The following is a 6352-nucleotide window of genomic DNA, read 5'->3' as shown; positions in this document are numbered from 1 at the left end:
GGCCGCGGCCGAGCGCCACCGCCTGGTCGCGCAGGGCCTGGAGCGGCGCCGCGATGCCGCGGGCGAAGGCCAGCGCCAGGACCGCCGCGACGGCGGCGAGCATGCCCCCGAGCGCGGCGAACCACACGAGCGAGGCCCGCACCGGCGCCGCCAGCGCCTCCTCGGGCACCCCGACGGCGATGCGCCAGTCCGGCACGCCGGCCCGCGCGTAGGCGATGAAGAGCGGCTCGCCCTCCAGCGACGTGCCGCGCCAGCTCCCCTCCGGTCCGGAGGCCCGGCGCAGGTCGTCGGGCGCCTGGATGCCGGTGAAGCGCTCCGGCGCGCGGGTGCGGGTGAGCACCCGGTCGTCGCGGTCGACGACGCTCATCACCCAGTCCTTCGGCACCCCGCCGGAGGCCAGGAGGTTGCGGATCCGGTCGGCCGGCAGGGAGAACGACAGGAGGTAGAGCACCGCCTCGCCGCCCCGGCGCACCACCGGCACCGTCACCCGGAAGCGCCCGTCGACCACGCCCGAGACCGCCGGCCGGCCGGCGAGGGCCTGGGCGTCCGCCCCGTCGAGGCGTTCCGGCATCGGCTCGGGGCCGATGTCGATCAGCCGCCGCCCGTCGGGATCGCGCAGGGTCGCCGAGAGGCCGCTGCGCCGCGCCAGTTCCTGCATCTGGTCGCGGAACGCCGTCACGTCGCCGCGCTGGAGCGCGTTCGAAAGGCTCAGCGCCTCCAGCGTGGCGATCAGGCTCGCGACCTCGCGGTCGACCGCCGCCGCCTCCATCCGGGCCCGGCCCAGGGCATCCGCCTCGAGGCGCGCCCTCGCCGTCCCGGCGAACTGCCACAGCACCACGCCGCCGAAGATCAGGATCGGCACCGCCAGGCCGAGGGCGAAGACGACGAGGCGGCGCACGATCGAGCCCGGGCGCGATCGTGCGGGAGCGGGCCGGGCCGGTTCCGGCGGGGCCTTCTGGGCCTGCATCAGCATTCGTGGGTCCTTGCGCCGCGCGCCGGCGCCCGGATCGATCCCCGCGCCCCCGACCGGTCGGGCCGGGGGCGCGGGGGTCGCGCTCATCCGGCGTCGACGTAGAGTCTCCCGCCCTCGCCCAAGAATTCCGCCGATTTTTGGGCCATGCCGGCCGCGCGGGCCGCTTCGTCGAGCGGTGTGGCCTCGCCGACCACGGCGCTCGCCGCCTCCATCGCCAGCACGTCGGCGCGCAGGTCCTGGGTGATCTTCATCGAGCAGAATTTCGGGCCGCACATCGAGCAGAAATGCGCGACCTTGTGGGCGTCCTTCGGCAGGGTCTCGTCGTGGTAGGCCCGGGCGGTGTCGGGATCCAGCGAGAGGTTGAACTGGTCCTCCCAGCGGAAGTCGAACCGGGCCCGCGACAGGGCGTCGTCCCGGATCTGCGCGGCCGGGTGGCCCTTGGCGAGGTCGGCGGCATGCGCCGCGATCTTGTAGGTGACGACGCCGGTCTTCACGTCGTCGCGGTTTGGCAGGCCGAGATGCTCCTTGGGCGTCACGTAGCAGAGCATCGCGGTGCCGAACCAGCCGATCATCGCCGCGCCGATCCCGGAGGTGATGTGGTCGTAGCCCGGCGCCACGTCGGTGGTCAGCGGGCCGAGCGTGTAGAACGGCGCCTCGCCGCATTCAGCGAGCTGCTTGTCCATGTTAACCTTGATCTTGTGCATCGGGACGTGGCCGGGGCCCTCGATCATCACCTGACAGCCCTTGCCCCAGGCGACCTTGGTGAGCTCGCCGAGCGTCTCCAGTTCGGCGAACTGCGCCGCGTCGTTGGCATCCGCGATCGAGCCCGGGCGCAGGCCGTCGCCGAGCGAGAACGACACGTCGTACGCTCGACAGATGTCGCAGATCTCCGCGAAACGCTCGTAGAGGAAGGATTCCCGGTGCCCGGCCAGGCACCAGCGCGCCATGATCGAGCCGCCGCGCGAGACGATGCCGGTCACGCGCCGCGCGGTGAGCGGGACGTGGGCGAGGCGCACGCCGGCATGGATGGTGAAGTAGTCCACCCCCTGTTCGGCCTGCTCGATCAGGGTGTCCTTGAACACCTCCCAGTCGAGCTTGAGCGGATCGCCGCCGACCTTCTCCAGCGCCTGGTAGATCGGTACCGTGCCGATCGGCACGGGAGCGTTGCGCAGGATCCAGCCGCGGATGTTGTGGATGTTACGGCCCGTCGAGAGGTCCATGACCGTGTCGGCGCCCCAGCGGATCGCCCACACCATCTTCTCGACCTCCTCGGCGGCCGAGGAGCTCACCGCCGAGTTGCCGATATTGGCGTTGATCTTGACGAGGAAGTTGCGGCCGATCGCCATCGGCTCGACCTCGGTGTGGTTGATGTTGGCCGGGATGATCGCCCGCCCGCGCGCCACCTCGTCGCGCACGAACTCGGGGGTGATGAAGGGCGGGATCGCGGCCCCGAAGCTTTCGCCGTCGGCGATCTTGCCTTCGGCCTGGTCCAGCATCGCCTCGCGGCACAGGTTTTCGCGGTGGGAGACGTAGATCATCTCCTCGGTGACGATCCCGGCCCGGGCGAACTCGTACTGCGTGACGAGCTGGCCGGGCGCCCCGCGCCGCACGGTGCGGGTGGCCGGGCACGGCGCCACCAGCCGGTCCTCGGCCACGAAGCCGTTATCCTCCGGCTTGACCGCCCGGGGCGCCACCGCCCCGTAGCCGCGGGCGGCGAGCCAGCCGGCGCGGATCTCGGGCAGCCCGGCGGAGAGATCGATGCGCGCGTCGGTCTCGGTATAGGGGCCGGAGGGATCGTAGACCCGCACCCGGGCCTCGCCCGGGTCCGTCAGCGCGATCTCGCGGTAGGGCACGCGCAGGTCGGGGCGCCCGCGCGGGGCCGCATAGGCCTTCACCGAGCCGGTGACCGGCCCCGTGGTGACGGTCTTCGGAAGATCCTTGGGAAGATCTTCGGGAGGAAGAGTGTGGGCGGGGATCGGTGCGTTCATGGATCTCTCCCTGGGAGACGATCCGGCCTCGAGGCGCGAGGACGCACGGGTCACGTCGGTCATGGCAGGTTCCCGTCCCTCCGCCGGTACGAACCGGATCAGGTTCAAGGGTCAGGACGCGCGCTCGTCCAGTCTCAGCCCCGGTTGGCGGGGCTCCCCTCGGTAACGGGATCAATCTCCCGCCAGGTGCGAGGTTTGTCAATCGCCGGTCCGAGGGGTGCGGCCGGGAGGGACGGCCTGGTGTCCGGGACGCTGCGGCATCGGTGCTCCCGCGCCGTCGCCCGCGCGGCCTTGCACCCCGCCCGCCCGGCGACCCAGATACGGATCACTCACACCCGCCCTTGCAGAGGAGCAGGCCTTGGGACGCCGAGAGCGGCGCTGGAACGACGACGACCCCTCGACCCATGGCCCGGCCACCCGCCCGGCGGTGATCTGCCCGCTCTGCGAGCGGCCGATCCCGCCCGGCGCCCGCCAGAGCCGGCACCACCTGACGCCGAAGCTGAAGGGCGGCACCCACGGCGAGACCGTGCAGCTGCACCAGATCTGCCACTCGGCGATCCATGCCCGGCACAGCGAGGCGGAGCTGGCGCGGCGCCTGAGCGACGTCGAGAGCCTGCGGGCCGAGCCCGAGATCGCCCGCTTTCTCGCCTGGGTGCGGACGAAGCCCGACGACTTCCACGCCGCGACGCGGATGACCCGGACGCGGCGGGAGACGAAGCGCAGCGTTCGGTAGCGGAAGGCTCGCCGCGGCCGATCAGGGTGAATCCGATCTTGCGCGGTTCGGTGCGATTCGCGGGATCGGGCCCGATCCGATCTTTACGTCTCCCTGGCAGCCTTCCGGCCGAACCTCCGGAGACGCCCGATGTCCGCCCGTCCCAACACCGAACCCGCCCTCTCGGTCCGGCCGGACGATCCGGTGCGCCCGCGCATCGATGCCTCCCCTGGCCGCCTCGCCTGGGTCGACGTCGCCAAGGGCATCTGCATCATCCTCGTCGTGATGATGCACTCGACCCTCGGGGTCGGCGAGGCGATGGGCGGCGAGGGCTTCATGCATCACGTCGTGGAGTTCGCCAAACCGTTCCGGATCCCGGACTTCTTCCTGCTCTCCGGCCTGTTCGTCGGCCGGGTCGTCGATCGCGACTGGCGCCTCTTCGCCGACCGGCGCATCGTCCACTTCGCGTATTTCTACCTGCTGTGGATGGTGCTCCAGTCGGCGGTGAAGTACGGCCAGATCACCGACGGCGCCGGGCCCGGCGCCTTCCTGGCCCATCTCGCCCACGGCTTGGTCGAGCCCTACTCGACCCTGTGGTTCATCTACTTGCTGGCAGTGTTCTCGGTCGTCGTGAAGCTCCTGCGGCGGCTGCCCTGGCCGGTGCTGCTGATCGGCGCGGCGCTGCTCCAGCTCGCCCCGGTCCATACCGGCTCGACCCTGATCGACGAGTTCTGCGACCGGCTGGTCTACTTCGTCGCCGGCTACCTGTTCGCCGCCCGGATCTTCGCCCTGGCCGACTGGGTGCGGGCGCGCTCCGGCCTCGCGCTCCTCGGCCTCGCCGCCTGGGCGTCGCTCGAGGCGCTCCTCGTCTTCACGCCGACCGGGCTGACCTCCCACCCGACGCTCGCGAGCCTGCCGGTGGTGAGCCTGATGCTCGGCGCCGCAGGCGCGCTCGCCATCGTGGCGACCGCTGCGCTCCTGACCCGCGCCGGCGGTCCGGTGACCGCGGCCCTGCGGGCCTGCGGCGAGCGCTCGATCGTGATCTACCTCGCCTTCTTCCTGCCGATGGCGGCCCTGCGCACGGCGCTCGTGCGCAGCGGCGTGATCGAGGATATCGGCCTCGTCGCGCTGCTGGTGACGCTGACCGCGGTGGTGGTCCCGCTCGCCATCGAGCGGGTGGTTCGCCACACCCCGGCCCGCTTCCTGTTCCGCCGCCCGGCTGCCTTCCACCTCGTCGGCGAGGATGGCGGCCGCCCGGCGCCGCGCCTCGCCCCGGCGCCGACGGCCTGACCGCGTTCGGTCCGGGCGCCCCCTCGGCCAAGCTCTCGGCCGGCCGAATCACGCGAACCGACACGACGGCGCCCCCCGGGGCGCCGTTTTTCGTTGGTGCGCGCGACCATCGCGGACGAGCGGGTCTCGCGCCAGCTAACAGTTACGCTGGTACCGCTCGCGATATGCCGATCATCAAGTCGAGGACCAATCCGGACAAATCCGTAAACCACGCTTTACCCTCCGTAAGGCATTCCCCCGCAAGATCCCGCAAGTTCACACCCACGGGGCGAGCCTCATGGATGCGCGATGCCGCCTCATGGACGGCGCCGGTCTGCTGCTCCTGATCCTGGTCCCGTTCCTGGTCGTCGCCGCACCGCGCTCGGACGCGGTGGCGGTGCTCGGCCGTCCGGGCGGCGGGATCGGCGAGACGGTGGCGATCGTCGCCGCCGCCGGCGGCCGGCTCGTTCGCCCCGGTCCGGGCGGCCTGGTGGTGGCGCGTTCGGAGGAGCCCGGCTTCGTCCGGCGCCTCTACGGCGCCGGCGCCTGGCTGGTCCTCGATCCCCTCCTCGCCGGCGGGTGCGGCCCCTCCGCCCCCGCCGGGACATCCCGCAACTTCCTTCCGTCACCGAGCACCGCCCGCTGATGACCGACGCCGACGACCTCCGCCGTTCCTTCGCCCGCATCCTGATCCCGCTGCTCTGGGCGCACGTCCCGGTCGCCGCGGCGCTGCCGCTGATCACCGGCGGCGGCGCCTTGCCGGCACCGGGCCTGGCGGCGGCCGTGCTCGCGGGCGCCGCCACCCTGTCGTGGTGGCGGGACCCGATCGGACTGCGCACCCGGCTCGCCTCCGCGCTCGCCCTCGTCGGCATGGCGGCGGTGCTGCTCTATGCCAGCGCCGGCCATCCCTGGCAGGTCGACCTGCACATGTACTTCTTCGCCTGCCTGGCGGTGCTCGCCGGCTGGTGCGACTGGCGGGTGATCCTGGCGGCCACCGGCGCCACGGCTTTGCACCACCTCGTGCTCAACCTCTTGCTACCGGCCGCGGTCTTCCCGGCGGGGGGCGACCTCGGCCGGGTGGTCCTGCACGCGGTGATCCTGACGATCGAGGCGGCGGTGCTCGCCCGGATCTGCCACACCGTCGCCGGGACGCTGGCCGGGCTCGCCGCCTCCGAGCGGGAGGCCAAGGACCAGATGGCCCGCCTGCGCGCCATGGAGCAGGACGGCGAAGCGGCCCGTCGCGCCGCCGAGCACGAGCGGCGCGAGGGCGTGCTGCGGATGGCGGCGGCCTTCGAGGCGGCGGTGGGCGGCATCGTCGGCCAGGTCGCGGCCTCGGCGGGCGACCTGCAGGCGACCGCCCGGGCGATGTCGCGGACCGCCGGCACCGCCGCCGACCGCTCGGCCGAGGCC

The 6352-nt window shown here is 72.6% G+C and carries 5 protein-coding genes, 1 pseudogene and 1 riboswitch; of the genes and pseudogenes, 4 read left to right on the top strand and 2 right to left on the bottom strand.

The genetic code is table 11. The annotated features are described in order from the left end of the window. A partial coding sequence (locus HPY23_RS21115) for a cache domain-containing protein (RefSeq protein ID WP_200649672.1) occupies positions 1-1060 on the bottom strand: 1060 nt, incomplete at its 3' end. Continuing rightward, the gene (thiC, locus tag HPY23_RS21110) at positions 1057-2961 is read right to left on the bottom strand and encodes a phosphomethylpyrimidine synthase ThiC (RefSeq protein ID WP_091885473.1); all 1905 of its coding nucleotides are present in this window, start codon (positions 2959-2961) and stop codon (positions 1057-1059) included. The genes HPY23_RS21115 and thiC, both read right to left, overlap by 4 nt. A gap of 58 nt (positions 2962-3019) precedes the next feature. After that, positions 3020-3131, bottom strand: a riboswitch (TPP riboswitch). A gap of 188 nt (positions 3132-3319) precedes the next feature. Between thiC and HPY23_RS21105 the strand changes: the two genes are divergently transcribed. The 4 genes and pseudogenes from HPY23_RS21105 to HPY23_RS21090 form a co-directional block, all read left to right on the top strand. Next, positions 3320-3694 carry an HNH endonuclease family protein gene (locus tag HPY23_RS21105; protein WP_060845833.1) on the top strand — a complete coding sequence of 125 codons (375 nt, stop codon included), beginning with the start codon at positions 3320-3322 and terminating at the stop codon, positions 3692-3694. A 129-nt stretch (positions 3695-3823) separates the two neighbouring features. Then, positions 3824-4963 carry an acyltransferase family protein gene (locus HPY23_RS21100; RefSeq protein ID WP_091885470.1) on the top strand — a complete coding sequence of 380 codons (1140 nt, stop codon included), beginning with the start codon at positions 3824-3826 and terminating at the stop codon, positions 4961-4963. Positions 4964-5261: 298 nt separating this feature from the next. Continuing rightward, the gene (locus HPY23_RS21095; RefSeq protein ID WP_091885467.1) at positions 5262-5588 is read left to right on the top strand and encodes a hypothetical protein; all 327 of its coding nucleotides are present in this window, start codon (positions 5262-5264) and stop codon (positions 5586-5588) included. After that, positions 5588-6352 (top strand): annotated as a pseudogene (locus tag HPY23_RS21090) (methyl-accepting chemotaxis protein); the annotation flags it as partial. The gene HPY23_RS21095 and the pseudogene HPY23_RS21090, both read left to right, overlap by 1 nt.

Source organism: Methylobacterium ajmalii, from assembly GCF_016613415.1.
Taxonomy (GTDB): Bacteria; Pseudomonadota; Alphaproteobacteria; order Rhizobiales; family Beijerinckiaceae; genus Methylobacterium; species Methylobacterium ajmalii.
This window is presented reverse-complemented; position numbering and strand designations above follow the sequence as displayed.